The 24,342-nt window shown below is 45.3% G+C and carries 21 protein-coding genes; 10 read left to right on the forward strand and 11 right to left on the reverse strand.

Annotated elements, in window-relative coordinates; genetic code table 11:
- The first annotated feature begins 120 nt into the window (after positions 1-120).
- The 4 genes from cgtA (at position 121) to folA (ending at position 3,254) form a co-directional block, all read left to right on the forward strand.
- Entirely contained in the window at positions 121-1,296 is a 1,176-nt protein-coding gene (cgtA, locus tag R7O03_RS04595) for an Obg family GTPase CgtA (RefSeq protein ID WP_005383091.1), read from the forward strand.
- A gap of 195 nt (positions 1,297-1,491) precedes the next feature.
- Positions 1,492-2,292, forward strand: coding sequence for a threonine/serine exporter family protein (locus R7O03_RS04600; RefSeq protein ID WP_005383089.1), 801 nt, complete (start codon positions 1,492-1,494; stop codon positions 2,290-2,292).
- On the forward strand, positions 2,292-2,765 hold the full coding sequence (locus R7O03_RS04605; RefSeq protein ID WP_005379665.1) for a threonine/serine exporter family protein: 474 nt from the start codon (positions 2,292-2,294) through the stop codon (positions 2,763-2,765). The genes R7O03_RS04600 and R7O03_RS04605 overlap by 1 nt, the downstream gene beginning before the upstream one ends.
- 9 nt (positions 2,766-2,774) lie before the next feature.
- Entirely contained in the window at positions 2,775-3,254 is a 480-nt protein-coding gene (gene folA, locus R7O03_RS04610) for a type 3 dihydrofolate reductase (RefSeq protein WP_005379666.1), read from the forward strand.
- A gap of 269 nt (positions 3,255-3,523) precedes the next feature.
- On the opposite strand, the gene apaH is transcribed toward folA, so the two are convergent.
- The 6 genes from apaH to lptD form a co-directional block, all read right to left on the reverse strand.
- Positions 3,524-4,330, reverse strand: a complete 807-nt coding sequence (apaH, locus tag R7O03_RS04615) for a bis(5'-nucleosyl)-tetraphosphatase (symmetrical) ApaH (protein ID WP_005383087.1) — start codon at positions 4,328-4,330, stop codon at positions 3,524-3,526.
- 15 nt (positions 4,331-4,345) lie between these two features.
- The gene (gene apaG / locus R7O03_RS04620; RefSeq protein WP_005379668.1) at positions 4,346-4,726 is read right to left on the reverse strand and encodes a Co2+/Mg2+ efflux protein ApaG; all 381 of its coding nucleotides are present in this window, start codon (positions 4,724-4,726) and stop codon (positions 4,346-4,348) included.
- 75 nt (positions 4,727-4,801) lie between these two features.
- The gene (gene rsmA, locus R7O03_RS04625; RefSeq protein WP_005379669.1) at positions 4,802-5,611 is read right to left on the reverse strand and encodes a 16S rRNA (adenine(1518)-N(6)/adenine(1519)-N(6))-dimethyltransferase RsmA; all 810 of its coding nucleotides are present in this window, start codon (positions 5,609-5,611) and stop codon (positions 4,802-4,804) included.
- Positions 5,608-6,606 carry a 4-hydroxythreonine-4-phosphate dehydrogenase PdxA gene (pdxA, locus tag R7O03_RS04630; protein WP_005383085.1) on the reverse strand — a complete coding sequence of 333 codons (999 nt, stop codon included), beginning with the start codon at positions 6,604-6,606 and terminating at the stop codon, positions 5,608-5,610. The genes rsmA and pdxA overlap by 4 nt, the downstream gene beginning before the upstream one ends.
- On the reverse strand, positions 6,596-7,879 hold the full coding sequence (surA, locus tag R7O03_RS04635) for a peptidylprolyl isomerase SurA (RefSeq protein WP_005379672.1): 1,284 nt from the start codon (positions 7,877-7,879) through the stop codon (positions 6,596-6,598). The genes pdxA and surA overlap by 11 nt, the downstream gene beginning before the upstream one ends.
- Before the next feature lie 59 nt (positions 7,880-7,938).
- Positions 7,939-10,284, reverse strand: a complete 2,346-nt coding sequence (gene lptD / locus R7O03_RS04640; protein ID WP_005379673.1) for an LPS assembly protein LptD — start codon at positions 10,282-10,284, stop codon at positions 7,939-7,941.
- A 266-nt stretch (positions 10,285-10,550) separates the two neighbouring features.
- Between lptD and djlA the strand changes: the two genes are divergently transcribed.
- Positions 10,551-11,405 (forward strand): co-chaperone DjlA, encoded by an 855-nt coding sequence (gene djlA / locus R7O03_RS04645; protein ID WP_005383076.1) that lies wholly within the window; start codon positions 10,551-10,553, stop codon positions 11,403-11,405.
- 138 nt (positions 11,406-11,543) lie between these two features.
- Here djlA and R7O03_RS04650 read toward each other — a convergent pair whose 3' ends face one another.
- From R7O03_RS04650 to leuA, 5 genes are all read right to left on the reverse strand, one after another.
- On the reverse strand, positions 11,544-12,326 hold the full coding sequence (locus tag R7O03_RS04650) for a DUF547 domain-containing protein (RefSeq protein WP_318131547.1): 783 nt from the start codon (positions 12,324-12,326) through the stop codon (positions 11,544-11,546).
- 335 nt (positions 12,327-12,661) lie between these two features.
- Positions 12,662-13,264, reverse strand: coding sequence for a 3-isopropylmalate dehydratase small subunit (gene leuD, locus R7O03_RS04655; protein WP_042522424.1), 603 nt, complete (start codon positions 13,262-13,264; stop codon positions 12,662-12,664).
- 11 nt (positions 13,265-13,275) lie between these two features.
- Positions 13,276-14,676: a 3-isopropylmalate dehydratase large subunit gene (gene leuC / locus R7O03_RS04660; RefSeq protein ID WP_005383069.1), complete on the reverse strand. Its 1,401-nt coding sequence runs from the start codon at positions 14,674-14,676 to the stop codon at positions 13,276-13,278.
- A gap of 110 nt (positions 14,677-14,786) precedes the next feature.
- Complete coding sequence (gene leuB / locus R7O03_RS04665) at positions 14,787-15,878, reverse strand: 3-isopropylmalate dehydrogenase (RefSeq protein WP_005383068.1); 1,092 nt, start codon at positions 15,876-15,878, stop codon at positions 14,787-14,789.
- Between the two features lie 82 nt (positions 15,879-15,960).
- The gene (leuA, locus tag R7O03_RS04670) at positions 15,961-17,508 is read right to left on the reverse strand and encodes a 2-isopropylmalate synthase (protein WP_005379685.1); all 1,548 of its coding nucleotides are present in this window, start codon (positions 17,506-17,508) and stop codon (positions 15,961-15,963) included.
- Positions 17,509-18,027: 519 nt separating this feature from the next.
- Here leuA and R7O03_RS04675 point away from each other — a divergent pair.
- The 5 genes from R7O03_RS04675 (at position 18,028) to R7O03_RS04695 (ending at position 24,193) form a co-directional block, all read left to right on the forward strand.
- Positions 18,028-18,825: an SH3 domain-containing protein gene (locus tag R7O03_RS04675; RefSeq protein WP_025768373.1), complete on the forward strand. Its 798-nt coding sequence runs from the start codon at positions 18,028-18,030 to the stop codon at positions 18,823-18,825.
- A gap of 152 nt (positions 18,826-18,977) precedes the next feature.
- Positions 18,978-19,526, forward strand: coding sequence for a phosphatase PAP2 family protein (locus R7O03_RS04680; RefSeq protein WP_033906038.1), 549 nt, complete (start codon positions 18,978-18,980; stop codon positions 19,524-19,526).
- Between the two features lie 3 nt (positions 19,527-19,529).
- Positions 19,530-20,576 (forward strand): MJ1255/VC2487 family glycosyltransferase, encoded by a 1,047-nt coding sequence (locus R7O03_RS04685; protein WP_005379691.1) that lies wholly within the window; start codon positions 19,530-19,532, stop codon positions 20,574-20,576.
- Positions 20,577-21,131: 555 nt separating this feature from the next.
- On the forward strand, positions 21,132-22,091 hold the full coding sequence (gene calR, locus R7O03_RS04690; protein ID WP_005379693.1) for a LysR family transcriptional regulator CalR: 960 nt from the start codon (positions 21,132-21,134) through the stop codon (positions 22,089-22,091).
- Positions 22,092-22,384: 293 nt separating this feature from the next.
- Positions 22,385-24,193: an AMP-dependent synthetase/ligase gene (locus tag R7O03_RS04695; protein WP_005383062.1), complete on the forward strand. Its 1,809-nt coding sequence runs from the start codon at positions 22,385-22,387 to the stop codon at positions 24,191-24,193.
- The last annotated feature ends 149 nt before the right edge of the window (positions 24,194-24,342 follow it).

Here is a 24,342-nt window from a genome sequence, read left to right on the forward strand (position 1 = left end):
TCGAAGTTTCTCGCTAAGATCCTAAGCGATTTGAATCTGGGAGCTTAGATCTGTCATCTGCTAAAATTGTCGGATGACATAGTAAGATTTAATCCACGCACGAAGTAGTCGGAGTAAAAGATGAAGTTCGTAGATGAAGCGGTAGTAAAAGTTCAGGCTGGTGATGGCGGTAGTGGCGTTGTCAGTTTCTGGCGTGAAAAATTCATCACTAAAGGTGGCCCTGATGGCGGTGATGGCGGTGACGGTGGTGATGTTTATATCCAAGCCGATGAAAACCTAAATACCCTGATTGATTACCGTTTCCAGCGCTTCTACGAAGCTGAGCGTGGTGAAAACGGTCGCGGTGGTAACTGTACAGGTAAGCGTGGTAAAGACATCGTTCTTCGTGTACCTGTGGGTACGCGCGCTGTGGATATCCACACAAATGAAATCGTGGCGGAAGTTGCTGAACACGGTAAGAAAGTGATGATCGCAAAAGGCGGTTGGCACGGTCTAGGTAACACGCGTTTCAAATCTTCAGTAAACCGCGCGCCTCGTCAGAGAACATTGGGTACAAAGGGTGAAGTACGCGAAATTCGCCTTGAGCTATTGCTTCTTGCTGATGTGGGTATGCTTGGTCTACCTAATGCTGGTAAATCAACCTTTATCCGCGCAGTATCAGCAGCAAAACCGAAAGTCGCTGATTACCCATTCACGACTTTGATCCCAAGCTTGGGTGTCGTAAGTGTCGTACCAGAGAAAAGTTTTGTTGTTGCAGACATCCCTGGTTTGATCGAGGGTGCAGCAGATGGCGCTGGCCTTGGTATTCGATTCTTGAAGCACTTAGAGCGTTGTCGAGTGTTGCTGCACATGATCGATATTATGCCAATTGATCAGTCCGATCCGGTGCAAAATGCATTGACGATCATTGATGAACTAGAACAATACAGCGAAAAACTGGCAAGTAAGCCGCGCTGGTTAGTGTTCAACAAAGTTGATCTAATGCCTGAAGAAGAAGCGAATGAGAAGATCCAAGAAATCTTAGACGCACTAGGTTGGGAAGACGAGTACTTTAAGATCTCGGCGATCAATCGTAACGGTACTAAAGAGCTTTGTTACAAACTGGCTGACTTTATGGATAACCTACCTCGCGAAGAGGAAGAAGTGGCTGAAGAAGATAAAGTTAACTTCATGTGGGATGATTACCATAAAGATGCGATGGCGGGTAAAGACGTTATCACTGAAGATGACGACGACGATTGGGATGACTGGGACGATGAAGAAGATGACGGTCACGTTGTCTACGTTCGTGACTAATCAGAACGGTCAAACAATGCCTGTTTGCCTATAATTCATTAAGCCGCAATTATTTATTGCGGCTTTTTTTGTATCTAAATCATATTTAGGTGATGTGATTTACGGCACAATAACCGATACGTCGTGTTTTTTGAGGGTTAGTTTGGCCCTCGCGCGTATGAATGAGTAACACCCTAAAAGGAATTAGACTTATTTATGACTCTAGAAACCATACCGCCTAGAGAGTTGGCGGTATCTACTCAACGATCGATTTCTCGTCTTGTCGCCCAAGCCGGACAAATGCTACTTGCTCATGGTGCTGAAAGTACTCTTGTGAGCGATATTATGCGTCGTATTGGCCTAGCTTGTGGGGTGAATGAAGTTGCGGTAGCACTATCAGCTAATGCATTGGTTGTGACGACGGTAATGGATGGGCATTGCATCACCACCACCCGAAGCTGCGCTGATCGTGGCATCAATATGCGCGTTATTACGCAAATTCAACGAATCTGTATCATGATGGAGCGTGGTCTGCTCGATGCAACCATGGCGCAGAAAAAGCTGAACGCTATCAGTCCAGAGCGTTATAACCGCTGGTTGGTGGTGTTTATGATTGGCTTGTCTTGTGCGGCATTCAGTCATCTAGCTGGTGGTGATTGGGGAGTCTTCATCATGACCTTTTTAGCTTCAGCTGGTGGCATGATCGTTCGCCAAGAAATTGGTCATCGTCATTTCAACCCTCTATTGAACTTTGCTGCGACCGCTTTTGTGACTACCTTAATTTCAGCACAGGCGGAAATTTACCAAATCGGTAATCTACCTACCGTAGCAATGGCATCGTCAGTATTAATGCTTGTACCTGGTTTCCCACTCATTAACTCTGTCGCAGATATGTTGAAAGGCCACATTAATATGGGGATTGCTCGATTTGTGATGGCTAGTTTACTAACGTTGGCGACATGTTTGGGGATCGTTGCTGCGATGAGTGTAACTGGAATTTGGGGGTGGGCTATCTAATGAGTTTATTTGATTTGATGTTTGGCCTTTTGAATGACATGTTTTTTGCGGCGATTCCCGCCGTAGGATTTGCATTGGTTTTTAACGTGCCACAAAGAGCCTTAGTGTATTGCGCTGTTGGTGGCGCGATTGGTCATGGTAGCCGCTACTTGATGATGCAGTTTGGCATTCCTATTGAGTGGGCAACCTTTTTTGCTGCGACGTTAGTTGGGATGATTGGTGTGTACTGGTCTCACCGTTTTCTCGCGCATCCAAAAGTGTTTACTGTGGCTGCTTTGATCCCGATGGTGCCGGGTGTGTTTGCGTACAAAGCAATGATCGCTATGGTAGAAATCAATCATGTTGGCTACTCACCCGAGCTTGTCGCAACCTGTATGGAAAACTTTCTTAAGGCCATGTTTATTATTGCAGGTTTAGCAGTTGGTCTTGCGGTTCCAGGGCTGTTATTCTATCGCCGCAGACCTATTGTATAAGGACCTAACATGATCATTAGTATGATTGCCGCGATGGCCGACAATCGCATCATTGGCAAAGACAATCAAATGCCTTGGCACCTTCCCGCCGATTTCGCTTGGTTTAAGCGTTGTACCATGGGAAAACCGGTTGTGATGGGACGCAAAACCTATGAGTCTATTGGTCGCCCTTTACCTGGTCGCTTGAATATTGTTATTAGCCGTGATGAGACACTAAAGATCGAAGGTGTCACTACCGTAACATCGATTGAGCAGGCTCTGGAAGTCGCAGGTGATGTGGAAGAAGTGATGATCATTGGTGGTGGTGCGATTTACACCACTTGTCTGCCTATGGCCAATAAACTGTATGTAACACACATTGAAGCGGCCATTGATGGTGATACTCAGTTCCCAGATTGGGGAGACGAGTTTAAGGAAACTTACTCAGAAATGTATCAAGCCGATGAGAAGAACGCCTACAACATGCGCTTTACTGTGTTAGAAAAGTAATTCGAGATTAACACCGCGTAGTTAATACGGTAATGCCGTTCGTATAACAGCGAGCGGCCATCCCAACCTACCGTCATCCTGAAAAGCGACGAAAGAGCGAGATTCAGGAGCCTCTATACGAGTACTTTGTTGTCAAAGGTATTTCTATCTATTCGCAGCGCGAGGATATTAGATTTCTAGTCTCGTTAAGGCTCGTTGGAATGACCCTACAGGAGGTGTTAAGTGACAGGTATTCCTCCTACTATGGATTATCGACTGTTATTCAGTGTTTAACTTAACGCATCCTGAGTAAAAATTTTCTTATCTTCCCAACGGATCATGGTTAGGCTTCCGCCCCAAACACAGCCAGTATCTAGCCCGATGACTTCGCTGTTCATATAACCTTGCAGTGCAGCCCAGTGCCCAAAGAGCACCGCTTTGTTTAAGTGGATACGTTTAGGCACCTCAAACCATGGAATAAGTTCGTTACCGGAAACTTGTTGCGGTGGCAATTTACAATCCATATCCAAACGACCATCAGGGAAACAAAAGCGCATCCGCGTAAAAGCATTGATAATATAACGGTATCGGTCCAAACCCTGTAGATAGTCATCCCAGGAATCAGGTTGATTGCTGTACATGTTTTTTAATAGCCAAGGCAGCTCTTCACTTTGGATGATGCGCTCAACTTCACGGGCACACTTTCTCGCTGTTTTTAGATTCCACTGCGGTGATATGCCAGCGTGACACATCACGAACTCGTCATGCTCGGCCATTAGAGGTTGCTGAGCTAGCCATGTCAGTAGTTCCTCTTTGTCAGGGGCCGTGAAAATAGGTGCGGTTCTATCTTTGTCTTTGACCTTTTTTATCCCGTGAGCCACTGCAAGAAGGTGAAGGTCGTGATTACCAAGCACGACGATTGCGCTTGCGCCAAGTGACTTCACAAAGCGTAACGTTTCTAATGATTTAGGCCCTCTGGCGACCAAATCACCAGCAAGCCAAAGTTGGTCTTTTTTCGCAGAGAAAGATACTTTTTCTAGTAGTCGCTGCAATTCATCAAAACAGCCTTGGATGTCACCAACAATATAGGTAGCCACTGAATCTCCAATTTACTAATTTAAAACATTTGGAACAGCCAAGCGAAATGGTTCAATTTCGGTGATGAACTCTTGCCCTTTCTCATCCAGCATTTTGTAGTGTCCTTGCATAACGCCGACAGGGGTTTCTAACGCGGTTCCGCTACTGTACGTGTATTCATCATTGCTTGGAATAAAGGGCTGCTGGCCTACAACTCCGTCACCTTCAACCGTCATTTGCTTGCCATTCGAGTCTGTGATTAGCCAGCGGCGGCTCACTAACTGTACGGTTTGTTGGCTAAGGTTTTTGATGGTGATGATATAAGCGAAAACGTAGCGTTGTAGCTCTGGGTTGGACTGTTCTTCGATGTATTTGGTGTGAACTTGAATTTTGATGCAAGGTTGAATGACGTCCATGTGCACTCCTCAGAAACGTAATATCCCAATAATAATAAGCCAAACCTACAAGGGTTTGGCTCATTGTTTGAGTTCTTAGTGCTGCGGGTTATCCGCAAGCCAGTTCGCCATTGCGACGAATTGTTCTAGCGTCAGGTTCTCTGGACGCATGCTTGGATTAACACCTAGCTCTTCTAGTACTTCTGTGCTTAACAACGATTTGTAGCAGTTACGAACTGTTTTACGACGTTGGTTAAAGCCTTCACGACAAACGCGATCGAGCAAACGCAGATCTTTCGCCGGGCATGGCAGCTCTTCGTAAGGCACTAAACGAACAACGGCAGAATCCACTTTCGGTGGTGGAACGAATGCCGTTGGCGGTACTTCCAGTACCGGTACCACTTTACAGTAGTACTGAGCCATTACCGTTAAACGGCCGTAAGCTTTGCTGCCAGGGCCGGCGGCTAAGCGGTTTACCACTTCTTTTTGCAGCATAAAGTGCATGTCTTGAATGTCTTTATGGAACTCGAAAAGGTGGAACATCAATGGTGTAGAGATGTTGTACGGTAAGTTACCAAAAATGCGCAGCTTGTTGTTTGGCTTCACTAGTTGAGTGAAGTCAAAACGCATAGCGTCACCCTCATGGATGGTCAACTTATCTGCCAGTTCAGGGTGAGTACGTAGGCGTTCCGCCAGATCGCGGTCTAATTCGATAACTGTGAACTTATCTACTTCACGACCTACTGGCTCAGTGATTGCACCAAGACCAGGACCGATTTCAACCAGGTTTTGACCTGGTTTTGGGTTAATCGCTGATACGATTCCATCAATAATGTATGGATCGTTCAGGAAGTTTTGACCAAAACGTTTACGCGCTTTGTGTCCTAAATGGACATCATTTCTCATTGTTTCTTCTCTACCAAATCTATCGCATGCGTGAGCGCTGTTCGGAAACTCCCTGTATCCGCTTGACCTGTCCCTGCCAGATCTAATGCAGTACCGTGGTCCACCGATGTTCTAATAAAAGGTAGACCAAGAGTAATGTTTACTGAACGACCAAAGCCTTTGTATTTTAATACTGGCAACACTTGATCATGGTACATGCCTAAAACAGCATCAGCATCATTTAAATATTTTTCATTGAAAATGGTATCAGCCGGCAGAGGGCCGATCAGGTTGATACCTTTTTCTTGTCGAATTTTTTCCAGTGTCGGAGTTATGGTCTCGATCTCTTCACGACCTAAGCAGCCATCTTCGCCAGCATGAGGGTTAAGCCCGCAAACGTAGATGTTTGGTTGTGCGATAGCAAACTTTTCTACAAGGTCTTTATGAAGAATATCGATGATTTTTTCTAATCGCTCTTCGGTGACAGCTTTGGACACATAAGCTAAAGGAATATGTGTTGTAACCAGCGCCACGCGTAGTCCTTCCGTTGCTAGCATCATTACGACTAGCGGCGTTTGTGACTTCTCGGCGAAAAATTCAGTATGGCCACTGAATGCAACACCTGCGCGATTAATCACCCCCTTATGAACAGGGCCGGTGACAATAGCATCAAATTCATCATTCATACAGCCTAAAGCCGCTCTTTCTAGCGTTTTTAATACATAGTGGCCATTCGCTTCATTGAGCTCGCCTGCGACCGCAGGTTCCGATATTTGGATATGATCAACGATAAGCGTGCCCGCTTTTTGTGCTTTAGGTGCTTCTTCTGGATTGTAATCAGACAGTTGGACTTCGATGCCAAGCTGCTTGGCTCGCTCCGTCAGCATATTCTTATCGGCACAGACGACAATTTGGTGCGCCCAATCTTCTTTCGATAGGGCAAGCACTAAGTCTGGGCCGATACCCGCAGGTTCCCCTGCGGTTACGACAATTCTACGAATTGTATTAGTTGTCATTGTTGTCATCCACGATTTCAACAAACGCACTTGCGCGTAGCTCTTGCATCCATGCGCCCGCTTCTTCATTAAATTTACGGTTAAATAGAATACGGTAAGCTTTGTTCTTCATCGCTGAGTCAGTACGGTCCACTTGGCGACGATCCAACACTTCAACGATATGCCAGCCGTGAACGGTTTTGAACGGTTCGCTGATTGAGCCAACTGGCAGAGTTTCTACTTGGTGCTTGAATTCTGGCACGTAAAGATCTGGTGTTTGATAACCTAGTTCACCGTCTTGTGCTGCCGAGCCAGGATCTTGACTGTATTGTGTTGCCAATTGAGCGAACGTTGCTTCACCGGCTTTGATGCGGCGTACAAATTCATTCAGTTGCTTCTTCGCCCCTTCGTCGCTCAGAATCACGGTTGGTTTAATCAAAATATGACGCGCATTTACTTCCGTTACCGCAACCGTTTCTAGGCCTTTTACATCCTCTATTTTTAGGATGTGGAAACCAACGCCACTACGGAATGGACCAATAATGCTGCCTTTGTTTTGCATCTTGATCTGATCAGCAAAGATGGTTGGCATCTCTTCTTTACGCATCCAGCCCCAGTCACCACCTTGTAAAGCTTTAGGACCTTTTGAGTAGGTGTAGGCCATCTCCGTAAAGTCTGCACCTTCGTTTAGCTTTTTCGCGAGCGCTTTAGCTTCTGCTTCTACAGCTGACTTTTCTTTATCGTCAGAGAAGCGCAGTTGAATGTGTCCAATTTTGTATTGAACAGTCGCATTGGTTTCTTGTGATAGTTGCTCAGCAAGGCTATCGACCTCTGCTGGAAGGATATTAATACGGCGACGAACCAGTGCATTGCGAGCTTCTGATGCGGCGATTTCCTTACGAATTTGTTCGCGGAATTCTGGGTAACTTAAACCTTCACTTTCTACAGAAGCGGCGAGTTGTTCTACCGATTGCTCATTATTACGTGCGATCTCTGCAATCGCTTGGTTTAAACGGTTGTCGTCAATACGCACACCAATACGGTCTGCTTCTTGGCCTTGCAACGTATCAATGATAAGTTTTTCAACGACTTGTTCTTTTAACACGCTGGTGGAAGGTAAGCTCTTTCCACTTTGACGAGCGTTGGCTTGCAGCGTTTTCATCGCTGTTTCGATGTCGCTTTGTAGAACTACACCGTCGTTCACGATGACCGCAACCTTATCGATCTCTACTGGTGCTGCAACCGCTCCGCAAGAGAGTAGGGTCGTGAATAAGATTGATTTCCAAATTTTCATTTAAAATTCCGTCAGTATTTTTGAATAGGCGTCTTATTCATTTAAGACGCCTATTTTGATTAATTGTTCAGATAGAATGGGCGGCCGTACTTAATCGCGTTGTCAGAACCATCCAGTTCTTTGACAGCAGTGTCTTCACGCTGGTTGGTCGCAAAGCCTTGAATACCGAAGTTAACGCTGAAGTTATTTTCGTATTCAGGTGATGCCCCGGTGCTGCCGATAGCTTGGTCTTCCCAACCAAGCAATTGGTTTGAGTAAGTGACGCCAATGTACCAACAGTCAGATTGGTAACGCAGGCTCGCTAACCATTCTAGGTCCGCATTTTCATTGAGGTCGTAGTAGTATTGACCACTCGCAGACCAGTTCGGGTTGAACTCGTAGGCCGCTACAATACCTGCTTGAGAAATACCTTTACGAGTAATTGTGTCTAGGTTTTCGAGAATGATCGTATCTTCGATGTATTCACGCGTAACGTAGCGATAGTTACCCTGAATAAAGCCGCCGTTGAATTGGTATTCCAAGGTACTGTTTGCCAACTGCATGGAGCTCAAATCAATATCGTATTGAATTCCACCGTGATAGAACAAGTAATCGTTGTAGTTGAAATCAGCTTCAATCGCCCATGATGAGTAATTGGTGGTCTCATCCGGAAGGTTTGGGCTGTTGCTCAGTTTGGTCTTTTTATCGAAGTAGTAAATCTGACCAAATGAAACGTTAAGACGCTCTTTATAGTCATCATCAAAGAAGCGAGTACTCGCACCGTAGCTTAACTGGTTCGCCGAGGCGATTTTATCAATGCCACTGTACTTACGACTGCGGAATAGCCCGTAGTAGTCGGTTTGTAGCAAGGTGGTATCGTAGTTGTAGATGTTGGTTTGATCTTCTTCAGGTACGTACAAGTACTGCAGCTGAGGCTCCAGTGTTTGGGTGTAGCCCTTGATCCAGCTTGTATCTCGTTCTAAGTAAAGTTGCGCATGCGTACGGAACTCAGGAATAACACGAGAAACTTCATCATCCAACTGGTTTTGCAAGTTTACATCTGTCAAACCCGTTAAGTCTTGAGAGTAATACGTAGAGAGCACGCGCGCTTCTGTTGTCCACGTTGCCCATGAGTTTGAGAGCGGTAATGTAAGCCCTGGTTCAATGTGAACACGGGTCGCATTTGGTCGCGCAGCATCGCTGGTATCGAAGCGGCTGACTTGGCTCTTCACGTCAAAGTTAAGGTAGTCTCCCCACAACGGCGTGTAGTAGTTCAAGTCTAACTGAGGAAGCAGGCGATAAGGGCGGTTCTCTTCTTTCAATAAGATTTGGAAGTCACGAACGGTTAACGAGGCATCCCAGAAGTCAGAACGATATTGTACTTGTCCTTCTTGAACCAGTTGACCATCTTCACGGTTACCAATGTCGGAGTCGAGATCGAGGAAGTAATCAATATCACTCACTTTTGAGTAATCGACTTTGACTATCCACTGTTTATTGATGATACCGTCGTGTTTAACTTGGTAGCCCCAACGAGACTCGTCCTGATATTTGCGATCACTATTGAGGTATTCGCCTTTGATTTCTCCATTTCCCCAACCATCTGTTAGGTAGCGGAAGTCAGTATCGAGTTTTGTACCACGTTGCTGCATATAGAGCGTGGTGAGTGTCATGTCATATTGAGGCGCGATGTTCCAATAGAATGGCACCTCGACTTCCATACCATCACTAGAACCGTACGATAAAGAAGGGAAGAGGAAACCCGTTTTACGCGTATCTCCAATTGGCATGGTTAGATACGGCACATAGAAAACAGGCACATCTAACACTTCAAATCGAGGATGGTGCAGCGTCGCTGTCTCTTCATCTTGGTCAACATCGATGCCTGACGCAACCAATCGCCATGAATTATCGCCTTGAGGGCACGATGTGATAGAGCCGTCTTCGAGTTCATAAACCGACTGACCTGTGCGAGCGATATAGGCTGCAGTGCCTCGGCCTTGTTGGCAAAGGAACTGATAATCGGTGTTCTCAAGTGAAAACGTATCTTGATTAATGTCGTTAGTAACACGATCAGATCGAGCTTTGACTTGGCCGTCATTGAAAGTCACGTTGCCTTCGGCAACCACGACGTTGTCTTGTTGGTGCAGCGTTACGCTATCTGCGGTAATTTTCTTCTGGCCTTGGGTGACTTGTACATTACCTGAGTACTGAGCTTTGTCACCATTGATGGCTTGCAGGGTGTCAGCTTCTACCACTACTGGGGTATTAAGAGCGTCCTCCTCGCCACTTGTATCGACCAAACATTGATCTGTGGCGGGCATTTCCTGCACACTATCATGGATATTCGCTTCAGCTTGAGTGGTGGGTACAAACAAGGCGGTGCTGATAGAGGCCGCTAAAAATGTGCGGGAGAAATGTTGCATTGAATTGAACTTTCCTGTGTCACTACTACTCGATGGCTATAGGGCTTGTTGTACCCTAGCGTAATAGCCAAATGAATCAACTATAGTCGCATTTATCCCAGCGTATTGATTCACTGTGGCATAATGACGACAAAATAGCTGCAAAGATAAGCAGGCGAAATGGCCTAGCCGAAATAAAACTAATTCCATTATCATAAAGGAAATCGTTGCATCCGGCACTATAAGACCGCCGTCGTCGATAAAAATTCATTGATAGAGAACACATAATGCATATTTTTGGCAAAATTCTGGGTGCCTTTTTTGGCTTGTTACTTGGCGGGCCGCTAGGTTTACTCTTTGGCTTATTTATTGGCCATCAATTCGATAAAGCACGTCGCTTGAGTCAAGCCGGGTTCTCTACTGGCGGCTTTGGAAAAGGGCCAAGTCAAGCTCAGCGCCAAGAAGAGTTTTTTAAAGCGGCGTTTGCGGTAATGGGACATGTGGCAAAAGCGAAAGGCCAAGTCACCAAAGAGGAAATCCAACTGGCTTCTGCCATGATGGACCGCATGAATTTGCATGGCGAACAGCGTCGCGCAGCGCAAGACGCGTTTCGTGAAGGTAAAGACAGCGACTTTCCGTTAGAAGATGTTCTTGTTCGTGTGAAAATTTCGACAGCTGGTCGCTTTGACTTGTTGCAATTTTTCTTAGAGCTGCAAATCTCGGCGGCCTTTGCAGATGGCTCGATCCACCCGAGTGAACGAAATGTACTACACAAGATTGCACGTGGTTTGGGTTTCTCTTCTGAGCAATTAGAGCGTCGTTTGCAAATGCAAGAAGCCGCATTTCGTTTCCAAAGCCAGGGCGGTTTTCATGGTCAGCATCAAGGCCAATCTTCAGGTGGTAGCTGGCAACAAGCTTCACAAGCGGATCAGTTGGCCGACGCGTACAAAATTCTGGATGTGTCTTCAGATGCAGACAGTAAAACCGTTAAGCGTGCTTATCGTAAACTGATGAACGAGCATCACCCGGACAAATTGATGGCTAAAGGTTTACCACCAGAGATGATGAACGTCGCGAAAGAGAAATCTCAAGAGATTCAAAACGCTTACGATCTGATTAAGAAAGTCAAAGGCTTCAAGTAGTCGGACGTTTTCTATCAAGTATTGGATTTAAAAAGGGCACTCAGTGCCCTTTTTTATGTCTTAGTTTTTGAGTTGCCGGTGTCTTTAGCTTTTGGCCTATCATGATCCTAACGCTAATTGACCTCAAATCTCTCCAGTTTAGTTGGCTTGATTCAAGTCCCAATCGTATTCGTATTTCACTTTACCAGAGAAATTTTTGTATTGCGGTGCGTACTTTGCGATGTGGTTGAAGACTTGTTTTTCTCCACCAAAGTCCGTTGCAAACCAATCATAAATAGAAGACAGCTGTGCCGTGTTACCTTGGATAGATACGCCTTTGCTGCTGTTAATAAATGTTTTGGCGGCACTATCCAGTAGAACTTGCGTGTTGTCAGCAGTGAATGCTTGAGACTGCAGATTAGGGCATCCCAAGCTGGCACAGTTAACCGCGTAATGTGTTCTCGGGTCATTCCAAATTGGACGTAAAATGCGATGTTCAATATCGTTTAAAGTTAGATCCTTCCCGTTGACTACGACCACATCGTCTCCCCAAGGACCAAAGCTAAATAAGCCACCTAGCTTGGTGATTGATTCGACTGGATAGTTATCCAAAATAAGATCTACCGTGATGGCGTTGTAAAGGTTTACCCAATAGGCATATTGCTCTGCTTGGCTGTATTGTAGAGGGTCTAGTTTTGCCAAACGCTGGATGTATTGTTTCAGCTTAGTTTTATCGGCAGAGGAGACTTGGCTATAACGAAACAAGGTATTCTCGCCTTGTTCAACTAAATAAGTATCGAGTAGTTGTTGCCATTCTTGATGAGAAATTTGGGTTTGGTTGGCTTGATTCGATTGTTTCCAATATGGCCATAAGTCGGATTTTGGAGCGGAAAATGTCGAGAAAGAAACCAGAGCACACAACAGCAATAACAGGCGCTTCATAGAGATACCTTTGAATGAGATATTGTTGATAGTGTAGACCAGTTTAGTGCTTGTTTTCTTTCAGTAATCAGTGGCCTTTATTCGCCGTCATTCTGAGGAGCATAAGCGATATCAGGAATCTAATACCCACAAACTCTTGAGTAAAGACAGTATGAATCTGCACAGTGCGCTCTGGCAGTAGATCCTAAATCACACTCCTTCGTCGCTGTTCAGGATGACGAATTTCAACAGAGGCGTTCGGTATTCCGTAAGCAAAGCGATATAAAATCAGTTGTCTAAATAATTAAAAGGGCCGACAATTGCCAGCCCTTGATTTGTGTATTTACTAACACGTCTTAACGCAAGAAGCTCGGGATATTTGCCTCGTACTCGGCAATCTTATCTTCATGCTGAAGGGTTAGGCCAATGTTGTCCAAACCGTTTAGCAAGCAATGACGACGGAACGAATCGATTTCAAAGCTGTACTCTTTGCCGTTGGCGCGAACCACATTCGCTTCTAGGTCGACCTCGACTTCTGCACCTTCATTCGCCTCAACAAAATGGAAGATTTCATCCACTTCTTGCTCAGTCAAGCGAACTGGTACCATTTGGTTGTTGATCGAGTTGCCGTAAAAAATATCGGCAAAGCTTGGAGCGATCATCGCTTTGATGCCGTAATCCGCTAGTGCCCACGGTGCGTGCTCACGAGATGAGCCACAGCCGAAGTTCTCACGAGCCAGCAAGATAGACGCGCCTTGGTAGCGAGGTGCGTTCATCACGAACTCTGGATTTGGCTGTTCGCCAGCATCGTCTAGGAAGCGCCAGTCATGGAATAGGTGCTTACCAAAGCCTAGGCGGGAGACCTTTTGTAGGAACTGCTTTGGAATGATGGCATCAGTATCAACGTTCGCTGCATCTAGAGGAACAACTAAGCCTGTGTGTTGTTTAAAGCCTGACATTGGTTTGCTCCTTAGTCTAGTTCACGAATATCTACAAAGTGACCAGCAATTGCTGCTGCCGCTGCCATCGCAGGGCTCACTAGGTGGGTACGGCCATCACGACCTTGGCGGCCTTCAAAGTTACGGTTTGAAGTAGACGCACAACGTTCATGTGGACCCAAACGGTCATTGTTCATTGCTAGACACATCGAGCAACCTGGTAGGCGCCACTCAAAGCCCGCTTCTTTAAAGATAACGTCCAAGCCTTCCGCTTCTGCTTGCGCTTTTACTTGCTCAGAGCCAGGAACGATTAGCGCTTGAACGTGAGGCGCGACTTTGCGACCTTTCGCTACTTCAGCGGCTGCGCGCATGTCTTCGATACGTGAGTTAGTACAAGAACCAACGAAGACTTTATCGACGTTGTAATCAGACAATGACTTGCCTGCCTCTAGGCCCATGTAAGCCAATGCTTTTTCTGCCGATGCCTTTTCTACTGGGTCGGCAAAGCTTTCTGGTGCTGGGATAGGTTGATCTACCGCGATCACTTGGCCTGGGTTAGTACCCCAAGTGACTTGTGGTCTGATATCCGCTGCGTTTAGTGTCACGACTGCATCAAACTGAGCATCATCGTCCGTTTTTAATGTCTTCCAGTATTCTACTGCTGCATCAAAGTCGGCACCTTGAGGTGAGAATTTACGGCCTTTGATGTATTCGAACGTGGTTTCATCTGGCGCAATCAAACCGGCTTTCGCTCCTAGCTCAATCGCCATGTTACATACGGTCATGCGCCCTTCCATTGAAAGGTCAGTGATCGCTTCACCACAGAATTCAACTACGTAACCGGTACCGCCTGCTGCTGTGGTTTCACCGATGATTGCTAGCACAATGTCTTTCGCAGTAATGCCCGGAGCTACTTTGCCTTTCACTTCGATCTTCATCGTTTTAGCGCGCGCTTGTTTTAGCGTTTGAGTCGCTAATACGTGCTCAACTTCAGATGTACCAATACCAAAAGCGAGAGAGCCGAATGCACCGTGTGTAGCAGTGTGTGAGTCACCACAAACAATGGTCATGCCCGGTAGGGTAATACCAAGCTCTGGGCCCATAACATGCACAATACCTTGGTATTTGTGGTTGATGTCGTAAAGCGTAACGCCAAACTCTTCACAGTTTTTCGATAGCGTTTCCATCTGGATACGAGCCATCTCACCCGATGCGTTGATGTCTTTGGTGGTTGTCGAAACGTTGTGGTCCATGGTGGCAAAAGTTTTGCTGACCTGACGCACTTTACGACCTTTTTCACGCAAGCCGTCAAATGCTTGCGGAGACGTCACTTCATGTACCAAGTGACGGTCGATGTACAAGATTGGGTTTTCCCCTTCTGCTGCGACGGCAACGTGTGCGTCGTAGACTTTTTCGTATAATGTTTTGCCCATTGTTTGCTTCCTTTCCTCGTTATCCTTGTTGCTTTGTTTTAGCACCAATGACTTAGAGGTAAGTCATTGGTGGATAGAGGATTTAGTATTTATTATGAATCTGTTTTGTATTAAGAGTTTAAGATGTACTCAGCGATCTTATCGCCCATCTCAGACGTCGAAAGTGCAGGGTTGTCACCAGCAAGGTCACCCGTTAGCTCACCCGCTGATAGTGCTTTTGAAACTGCCGTTTCGATGTCTTGTGCCGCTGTTTCCTCACCTAGGCTATAACGCAGCATCAGTGCAGCAGATAGGATTTGTGCCACAGGGTTAGCGATGTTCTTACCTGCGATATCTGGTGCACTGCCGCCTGCTGGCTCGTACAGACCGAATTTGCTTTCGTTTAGACTTGCTGATGGCAACATACCCATAGAGCCTGTGATCATCGCGCATTCATCAGAAATGATGTCGCCGAAGATGTTTGAACACAGCATTACGTCGAACTGAGCAGGGTCTTTGATAAGCTGCATAGTCGCGTTATCAATGTACATGTGTGACAACTCGACATCTGGGTAGTCTTTTGCGATTTCTTCGACTACTTCACGCCATAAAATAGAGCTTTGTAGAACGTTCGCTTTGTCGATAGAGCACACTTTCTTGCGACGTAGACGAGCAGACTCAAAAGCGATTTTTGCAATACGTTCGATCTCAAAGCGGTGGTACACCTCAGTATCAAATGCTTTTTCTGTTGCGCCTTCACCTTCACGACCTTTCGGTTGGCCGAAGTAGATACCACCCGTCAGTTCACGGACTACCACGATGTCAAAGCCGCGACCCGAGATGTCTGCACGTAGCGGTGAGAAAGCTTCAAGACCTGAGTGAATTTGCGCTGGACGTAAGTTACAGAACAGTTGGAAGTGTTTGCGTAGTGGAAGTAGGGCACCGCGTTCAGGTTGGTCGTTTGGTGGTAAGTGCTCCCACTTAGGGCCGCCAACCGAGCCGAATAGGACTGCATCAGACTCTTCACATGCTTTTATTGTGCTCTCTGGAAGTGGACAACCGTGATTGTCGATCGCGATACCACCTACATCATGCTCGTCACGCTCAAACGCAATACCATGTTTCTTTTCGATTGCATCCAATACTTTATGTGCCTGCGCCATTACTTCCGGGCCAATGCCGTCACCGGGTAGGACGGCAATTTTGTACGATTTGTCTGTCATGTTAATCCTTTAAGTTTTCTAATTTTGAGCTTAATTATTTCAACGAGCGTGTTCTTTCCTGAGCCGTGTAGCCCGGTTGTTATTACACAGTCGCAATCTTTTTCTGCTTCATTTCTTCGATTTTATCTGCACGATGAATGCTGTTAATAACGTGCAATAATGCTTGGCCGGAAGCCTCAACGATGTCGGTGGAAACACCCGTACCGTGGTATTTGCGACCTTTGTAGTTGGCAATGATGTCTGCTTGACCCAAACCATCTTCACCTTCACCTTTCGCGGTTAGGTCGAATTTATCCAGAACGATGTCGTAGCCTGTCACGCGGTAGATACATTGGTATAGCGCATCAACTGGGCCATTACCGACCGCTGCTTCACACATTTCTTCATCACCGCATTGCATTTTGATGCTGGTGGTAGCCATTACGCTGCCAGACTGCACGCTTAGGTAGCTCAATTTGTAGAAGTCATCTTCTTCACGCAAGTTCGAGAAGTGCATTAGGGCTTCTAGGTCGTAATCGAACACTTGGCCTTTGCGGTCAGCAAGTTTCAAGAAATCCGCATACAGTGCGTCTAGGTTGTACTCGTCTTCGTTGTAACCCATGGTGTCCATATGGCTCTTCACGGCAGCGCGACCGCTGCGGCTGGTTAGGTTCAGAGCTTGGTTTTTTAGGCCAATAGACTCAGGGGTCATGATTTCGTAGGTATTCTTATTCTTCAACATGCCATCTTGGTGGATGCCTGAAGAGTGGCTAAACGCATTTGCACCCACAATTGCTTTGTTGCTTTGAATAGGCATATTGCATAGCTGGCTAACCAACTTACTGGTGCGGTGAATTTCATCATGCTTAATGCCAGTGTGAACGCCCAAAAACTCTTGACGAGTCTTGATGATCATTGCGATCTCTTCAAGTGAACAGTTACCCGCTCGCTCTCCAATGCCATTGATCGTGCCTTCTATCTGACGTGCGCCAGCTTGAACGGCGGCAATAGAGTTGGCAACTGACATCCCCAAATCGTCGTGACAGTGAACGGAGATGATCGCTTTATCAATGTTCGGAACGCGGTTAAATAGAGTTTCAATAATCCCACCAAACTCACTTGGTACGGTGTAGCCAACGGTATCTGGAATGTTGATTGTACTCGCACCTGCATTGATGGCGGCTTCTACCATGCGACATAGGTTGTCGATTGGAGTACGACCAGCATCTTCACAAGAAAACTCGACATCATCAGTGTAGTTACGTGCATGTTTAACGGCGTTGACTGCCATTTCTAGTACATCGTCGTAGCTGCGGCGTAGTTTGTCTTCTACGTGAATGGTGGAAGTGGCTAAAAACGTGTGGATACGGAATTGGTCAGCCACTTTTAATGCTTCAGCGGCAGCATCAATGTCTTTCGCAACGGCACGCGAAAGGGCACAAACTCGACTGTTTTTTATGTTTTTTGCGATGGTTTGTACAGACTCGAAATCACCTGGTGAAGAGATTGGGAAGCCAGCTTCGATAACATCAACGCCGAGTCTTTCCAGCGCATAGGCAATCTGCAGTTTTTCTTTAACCGTCAAGCTTGCTGACAACGCTTGCTCGCCATCACGCAATGTGGTGTCGAATATAATGACCTGATCGTTCATGTTTGCTTCCTTCCTGATTTCTGCACTTTCGCGCAAGTGAATCGTTTACTTCCAGTATTTAGATATAAAAAAACCCGCATTCTCATGCGGGTTCTTAGAAATTGGTGTGGTTATTTTTCTTCCACAGCCTACCCGCGCGAACTGGTCACGATCAGGAGGAGGCTAAGCAGGATAGAAAAATGAGCTGACATAGTTGTTAAGCTTTCCACATAATTAAGTTAACAAATTAGTACCGCACTCCATGAAGCGCGTCAACCCTAAAGTCGATTTTTTATTCATATCGGATGAGTCTTTTCGTTTGCTTGAAAAAAATGATGCACTAAGTGAAACGACATGATGCGATAGAAACGTGCTAGAAGAAGTAAGTTCTCATCAAGTTTGCGACGTTTCATTACCGAAACAAGCATCGGGATTGCGACTTGTCACACAAAGGTCCGAATTGTTTGGCAAAAGTTTTGAATGACCATTTATAGTAGTGCAGTTGCACTAGGTAAAAGAAATATAAGGGTTAGGGAAAGAATGAGGTTAACAAAACAATTTGGACGTTCAGCCATAGTACTTACTCTGGTCAGCTTGTCGGGTTGTCAGCTGTTTCAATCGCAGACCTATGTGGAAGTGGCTTCCCCCGTTGTTATGAATGATCACTCACAGAGCGTCATGGTCATCAATGATCAAATGGATCGATTTTTGAGTTATGAAGGACGCGAATCGTTCTTGAATCAGATGCTTGTTGCCCTTGAGTCTGACAGCCGAAATAAGTTTAAAGGTAAAGATCCGGAAACGTATTCTTGGTGGAAGATCCGTGTCCAGCCTAGTGAGAAACAGCAAGCGGAAGTTTTCCGACCAACCACTGAAGGTGTCGATACCTCAAACCCAGTAGAGTTTATGGATGTCTCTTACCGCTCTAAGACCACATTAAACCTACGCTCCAAACCGAGTCTTGAAGGGGCAAAGCTTGGCGTATTATCGAAAGGGGAAGTCTTTAATGTGCTAGCAAAAGTGGTTGATCAACCTTGGTTTCTCGTTGAACAGAAAGGAGTGATAAAAGGTTATGTCCATAAGGATTATGCGCGCAGCAATGTGATAAATCGTGACATTTTATCTACTCAGCCTAACCCTCTACTAGAGCCTAACTCGAGTAAAACGGAGAAAACGAGTATAGAGCATGAACTGTCGGGAAACTATACTTGCCGCTCACTGAGCTATGAGCTAACAAAAGATGGTGACATGACGACAGGCTCTTTGCGCGCCTGCCGCAAGAAGAGAAAAGTCTGGTATATAGACACCCCTCAACCGCAACCATCAAACCCTTCTTAATGTTCTATTTTTATGGTTATGCCCAATAGATAAATCGTTGGGCACACCTTAATTTGGCCTTTGTCATTAATTGTCCAAACTCCCGTCATGCTGTTGTCACCTAAACCTCCTACTTTTCACAAAAAGGCGTTGTCAAAGTAAGGAAAGGTCACATGAGAACCATAGAGACAATTACACAGCCAATTGCAACCATTGCTAAGTTTGATTTAGCGCTCTCTAGTGTTTGTCTTAAGCACCGTTTTAATCAACAAGTCGCCAATATCAGTAAAGGAGTTTCCCACAGTGGTGACGGGCATCTTTACTTGGTGTTGGGGTTATTAGCTTGGTATTTAGATAAGGAGCAAGGAGTCTGGTTTTTACTGGCGGGTTTACTTGCTTTTGCTATCGAGCTACCAATTTATTGGACGCTGAAAAATAGTTTTAAGCGTCGTCGCCCTGAAGAGCTTAATGCACTCCTTCCTGCTTTTATTACCCCCTCTGATCGCTACAGTCTTCCTTCAGGACACACTGCCGCTGCGTTTGTCATGGCGACGCTGATTGACCATTTCTATCCGAGCCTAGGCGTTGCTGCATTCTTTTGGGCAAGTTTAATTGGAACCGCGCGAATCTTATTGGGTGTGCACTTTTTTACCGATGTCATCATTGGTGCACTGCTTGGCAGTCTTTGTGGTGGATTAGCGATTGCGATGTTAGGAGGCTAATTGATGAAAATCTTGTACGGTGTTCAAGGGACAGGAAACGGACATATTGCACGCGCAAGGGCGATGAGTCATGCGTTTAAAGAGCACGATGTTGAGGTCGACTTTTTGTTTTCTGGGCGAGCGCCGGAAAAATACTTTTCAATGGAAGCATTTGGCGATTACCAGACTCGCCGAGGCTTCACCTTTATTACCGAAAAAGGCTCTGTAAACTACGCGAAAACAGCATTGAATAACAATTTGGTGCAGTTTTTCAAAGAAGTTAAGCAACTCGATCTGTCGTCCTACGATCTTATCATTAATGATTTCGAACCTGTGACTGCGTGGGCAGCGAGACAACAAAATAAGCCTTCTATTGGTATCAGCCACCAAAATGCTTTCCGTTATCCAGTGCCACTAAAGGGAGCAAGTTGGTTAGATAAATCCGTCATTGAATACTTTGCGCCTTCTCAACATCACCTTGGTTTGCATTGGCATCATTTTGATCAACCTTTGTTACCACCGATAGTGCATACCGTCGATAGCCAAGCAGAAAACGACGACTTCGTGTTGGTGTATCTACCGTTCGAATCGATTGAAGATATCTCGGACTTATTGTTCCACTTTAATCAACAAGCGTTTATCTGTTATCACCCGGATGTGATCGAATGTGAGCAGGTAGAAAACATAGAACTGCGCCCTTTATGCCACAGCAACTTCCAGCATCATTTGCATCGCTGTAGTGGTGTCATTGCTAATGGTGGGTTTGAGCTTCCTTCAGAAGCCTTGTCTTTGGGGAAAAAATTGTTACTAAAGCCACTCGCGGGTCAATTCGAGCAGCAGAGCAATGTTGCGACCTTAGAAGATTTAGGGCTTGCGATGTCGATGGAGAGCTTAGACATTTCCGCAGTACGCCAGTGGCTAAAGGAGCAACAAGCCGAAAGTGTGAAATACCCAGATGTTGCTCAGGCTATTGTTCATTGGGTACTGCAAGGTGCATGGGATTCAAAAGCAGAGTTATCCAGACAACTGTGGGAGCAGGTTGATTTTCCAAGTTACGTGTCGAACATTTAAGTACGTTGTTCTAAGTACATTGTTCCTTCCATTTTTGATACGATTTTGTTGCAGCCTTTCTGTTTGGAAGGCTGCATTTTTATTCTTCCTCTCTCATTTCTATTCAGTGTGTATTTGCTGATAATTTGACTGATAAGTGCAAAATTCAATCAGAGATATAGCTGCTATATGTTGTTCTTATCTCAACCAATAACTGAGCTAAATGCATGCTTGTGTTAACCACCTGTCCTATCAATTTGCTAAATACGTCCTCAAAGAATGCATTTTTACGTGTTTTATAGTTTTTTATGTTTTTATCAAGCTTTTGTTATTTAAAGAATAAATACCTAATTGGCTAAAATTTACTGATTAAATATCAATCTAGTTGCGAAACCGCAATCGATTAGTTGATAGTACAGTTCGAGCCGGAAGTATCCGGACGATAAATATAATAAAAAGTTAGGTTATCTATTCGTAAAATGATTCGAATCCAGCCGCCGTCTTTTGTGCGAGATGGGATTCTATTCGTTATGAATTTAATGAACAAAGTTGACGATTACAAAAGAGGCGCACTCAATGTTAGAGAAGAAAGACGCGATGAGCGCAATTGCTAGCTACCGTATGGAAAGCACTTTGCGTGGTGTAGATTTAAACCTACTGACTGTATTTGATGCTGTAATGCAAGAGCAAAATATTACTCGTGCAGCACATAACCTAGGCATGTCTCAGCCGGCGGTAAGTAACGCCGTGGCACGCTTAAAAGTGATGTTTAACGACGAGCTATTCATGCGCCAAGGCCGTGGTATTCAGCCTACGCAACGAGCACGTCAACTGTTTGGCCCTATTCGCCAAGCACTACAGCTGATTCGCAATGAACTTCCTAGCTCTGTATTCCAACCAGAATCTTCGACTCGCTTATTCAAGCTTGCGATTTGCAGCCCTTGTGACATGCGTTTTGCTCCGAAGATCATGGCAAAAGTGAATCAACAAGCACCAAACGTTCAGCTTCACCTAGATGCAGAATTTGACCGTTTGTTGTCTGAGCGTATGCGCTACCAAGAAATTGATTTCGTGATCGACTACGCTCGTTTTGATGAGCAAGGTTTCTCAAGCACTGAAATCTTCAAAGATGAATTAGTGGTTATCGCATCAAAAACACACCCACGCATTCAAGGTGGTGTGACGGCTGAGCAACTGCTTAACGAAAAGCATGCGAAGTTATCGAAAGTGCATGGCCAACGTAGTTTCTCAGAGCAAGCGTACCGTGAACTGGATTGCCAAGCGGCGTATGAAGGTTCTAGTTTAAGCAACCTACTATACGTGGTGGGTCAATCTGAGCTTGTGACTATTGCACCACGTTGGATGGCGGAAAATGCGGTAAACAGCGATCAACTGCAAATTCTTGATTTCCCATTTGCAAACAAAGAAATCAGCGGCTTCTTAAGCTGGCATGAATCAAGTGAAAAAGATAAAGGCCACATTTGGCTACGCGATCAACTGATGATCACTTGTGGTGAAGTCGTTGCCGCAAAATAAGATGACGTTTGGTCTTCTCGATTAGACCATATTGGTAATCATCAATTTTTACAATTCATTGGTCCCCGAGCGATTTTTGTCTCTCGGGGCTTTTTGTTTTCGTAATCAACAATCGAAACAGTAAGTTAAATAGAGTAATCATTCAGCAATTTGAGGTACGTTCGCGACGTATAAGTGATAGTTGTCTCTTATTAGTGATAAGTTTGATACTGGTCAGTTGCGTTTTAGCAAGCCGTGAGTACACTTGTTCGCTCAATTAGCTTACGCCTGTAAGCCAAAAGGTAAGTAAAAGAATGGCCAAGTTAGATTTTCATATCGTTAAACGTATTCGTGAACAAATTGCGAACGGTGGTACACGCGTTGCACTCAAGCATAAAGTGGGTGAGGAGTGGCAAGGTATTACGTGGACGCAATTTGGTCAGCAAGTTGATGCTTTATCACTTGCACTTTTGGCTCAGGGATTAGGAGTCCAAGATAAGATCGGCATTTTCTCGAACAACATGCCGCAATGGACGATCGCTGATATCGCAGCACTGCAATTACGCAGCGTGACAGTACCTATTTACCCAACCAATACTGCCGCCCAGTCGGCGTACATCATTAACAATGCAGACGTAAAAGTTCTGTTTGTTGGTGAACAGCCTCAATTTGATGCAGCAGTGAGCATTTTCGACCAGTGCGAACAGTTAGAGCTCATTGTTGCGATGTCTGATGATATAGAACTTGGCGATCATGATTTCGTTATCTCTTGGCAAGCATTTGTTGCCAAAGGCGACGCTATATATCAAGTTGAATTGGACGCGCGTTTAGATCAGGCAAAAGAAGATGATCTACTCACGCTGATCTACACCTCGGGTACAACAGGCCAGCCAAAAGGCGTTATGTTGGACTACGCAAACATTGCGGCGCAATTGGAAGGGCACGATCAGCGCTTGAGCCTTTCTCAAAGTGACGTGTCATTATGTTTCCTTCCGTTGTCACACGTATTTGAGCGCGCTTGGACCTTTTATGTATTGTACAAAGGGGCGACCAACTGCTATTTGCAAGACACCATGCAAGTACGTGATGCACTGAGCCAGGTGCGACCTACCGTGATGTGTGCCGTACCGCGTTTCTATGAGAAGATCTTCTCTGCGATTCACGAGAAAGTGTCTCGCGCGCCGATTCACCGTAAGATCATGTTTACTTGGGCAGTCAACATGGGCGCAAAAATGGCCGCTTGTCATCAAGAAAAACGTCAGCCATCGCTCTTGCTGCGTAAGTCATACGCTTTGGCGGATAAGTTGGTTCTGAGCAAACTGCGTGCGCTACTTGGCGGGCAAATCAACTTTATGCCTTGTGGCGGTGCAAAGTTGGATGAAACCATCGGTCGATTCTTCCATGCGATTGGTATCAACGTTAAGTTGGGCTACGGCATGACTGAAACCACTGCGACAGTATCGTGTTGGGATGATAAATGTTTTAACCCCGACTCTATTGGTATGTCGATGCCTGGCGCACAGGTTAAGATCGGCGAAAACAACGAGATTCTGGTTCGTGGTCCAATGGTGATGCGTGGCTATTACAAAATGCCAGAAGAGACGGAAAAGACCTTTGATGAGCACGGTTTCCTAAAAACGGGCGACGCTGGTTACATTGATGAAAATGGCAATTTGTTCATCACCGATCGTATCAAAGAGTTGATGAAAACTTCAGGTGGTAAATACATCGCTCCACAAATGATTGAAGGTGCGATTGGTAAAGACCACTTTATCGAGCAAATCGCAGTCATTGCGGATACTCGTAAGTTTGTTTCTGCGCTTATCGTGCCTTGTTATGACTCGCTAGAAGAGTACGCGAAAGAGCTGAATATCAAATATCACGATCGCGTTGAGTTGATTAAGCACCACCAGGTGGTCGAAATGCTTGAGAAGCGTGTGAACGATCTTCAAAAAGAGTTGGCAAAGTTTGAACAAGTGAAGAAGTTTAAACTGTTACCAAGAGCTTTCTCTATGGATGATGGTGAGTTAACGCCAACTCAAAAACTTCGTCGTAAAGTCATCAATGACAAATACCAAGATGAAATTGAAGAAATGTATAAGGAAAAGTCGGATAAAAAGTAACTTAAGCTGACTTAGATTTTATATTGATGAAAAAATCCCCAGTGATGTGATCGCGCATTGCTGGGGATTTTTGTTTGTATTGATTTTTTCTGTTCTGCTCGTCAAATAACGCTATTTAGCACCCTGTAGCTAAAAGCTTATGAAATAAT

The organism is Vibrio sp. Vb2960 (assembly GCF_033337665.1).
Taxonomy (GTDB): domain Bacteria; phylum Pseudomonadota; class Gammaproteobacteria; order Enterobacterales; family Vibrionaceae; genus Vibrio; species Vibrio alginolyticus.